Source organism: Vibrio anguillarum (assembly GCF_001989995.2).
Classification (GTDB): domain Bacteria; phylum Pseudomonadota; class Gammaproteobacteria; order Enterobacterales; family Vibrionaceae; genus Vibrio; species Vibrio anguillarum.
Genome location: NZ_JAHGUP010000191.1, coordinates 1 through 1,243, shown reverse-complemented (window position 1 = coordinate 1,243; position 1,243 = coordinate 1). Strand labels below are relative to the sequence as shown.

At 46.4% G+C, this 1,243-nt stretch carries 1 protein-coding gene; it reads left to right on the top strand.

Features of this window, described 5'->3' with window-relative positions; all coding sequences use genetic code 11:
* Positions 1 to 62 precede the first annotated feature (62 nt).
* A protein-coding gene (locus tag PL85_RS18330) for an IS3 family transposase (protein WP_095661212.1) occupies positions 63 to 1,213 on the top strand; the annotation gives its coding sequence in 2 pieces (ribosomal slippage) (positions 63 to 306 and positions 306 to 1,213; 1,152 coding nt in all).
* Positions 1,214 to 1,243: the final 30 nt, after the last annotated feature.

The window sequence follows — 1,243 nt, the reverse complement described above, 5'->3', positions numbered from 1 at the left end:
TGATCCGCACCACCAGTTTTGGACACCTAATTAAGTGAGTACAATCACTAATGAGGTGAACCATGACAAACAAGAAAAAACGTATTCTCCATTCTGCTGAATTTAAAGCAGAAGCACTGAAGCTAGCAGAAAAGCTGGGAGTAGCTACGGCAGCGCAGCATCTCTCGTTACACGAATCCCAGATCTACGGTTGGCGTAAAGCAGCCAAGAAAGATACTAGCACCAGTCAGCGGGAAAAAGATCTAGCCGCTGAAGTCGCAAAGCTCAAAAGGCAATTGGCCGAGCAAGCTGAAGAGCTAGATATCGTAAAAAAGGCCGCCACCTACTTCGCGAAAAATCTAAAGTAGATAGCTACGAATTTATGCTCGAACACCTGCTGTGCTTCAGTGCTGTCCGCATGGCTAAGGTGTTCGGGGTTTCACGAAGTGGGTTTTATTACTGGATTAAGCATCGCCACAAGGCCACTCAGCGCGAGGTAACTCGCCAAGAGCTTGATACGAAGGTCAAAAAGGCTTTTGACAACAGCAAAGGCCGTGATGGTTCAAGGCGTATCCAGAAAGAGCTGGCAGAGAACGGTGATAGCCGTAATGTTAAAACCATTGCCGCTAGTATGAAGCGTCAGGATTTAACGCCGAAAGCGGCACGTAAGTTTAGGTGCACTACGGATAGCAAACATAAAATGCCAGTTGCTCCGAACCTGCTAGCTCAGGATTTTAACGCGGAGGCTCCGAATCAAAAGTGGGCGGGAGACATCACCTATGTTGCGACAAGTGAAGGCTGGCTGTATTTGGCGGTAATTATTGACCTTTATTCAAGGCAAGTAGTCGGCTGGTCTATGGATACCAGAATGACCGCAACACTGGTCTGCGATGCATTATCAATGGCCTTGTTCCGTCGTGGGTTCCCTGAGCAGGTGATCGTTCATAGTGACCGAGGTAGTCAGTACTGCTCAAAAGATTATCGAGACATCATAACCGCTTATAATCTAAAGCAAAGTATGAGTAGGAAAGGAAACTGCTGGGATAATGCTTGTGTTGAGAGCTTCTTCCATTCAATGAAGGTTGAAGCGATCCAATATGAGCCGATCATGACGCGAGACGAGATGCGTCAAACGCTCTTTGAATACATCGAGGTTGATTATAATCGGACAAGAAGGCACAGTGCTCTTGGGTATCTAAGTCCAGTTAACTTTGAAAATAAAAATGTCGCTTAATGAAGTGTCCAGTCTGGCTGGAGCAGATCA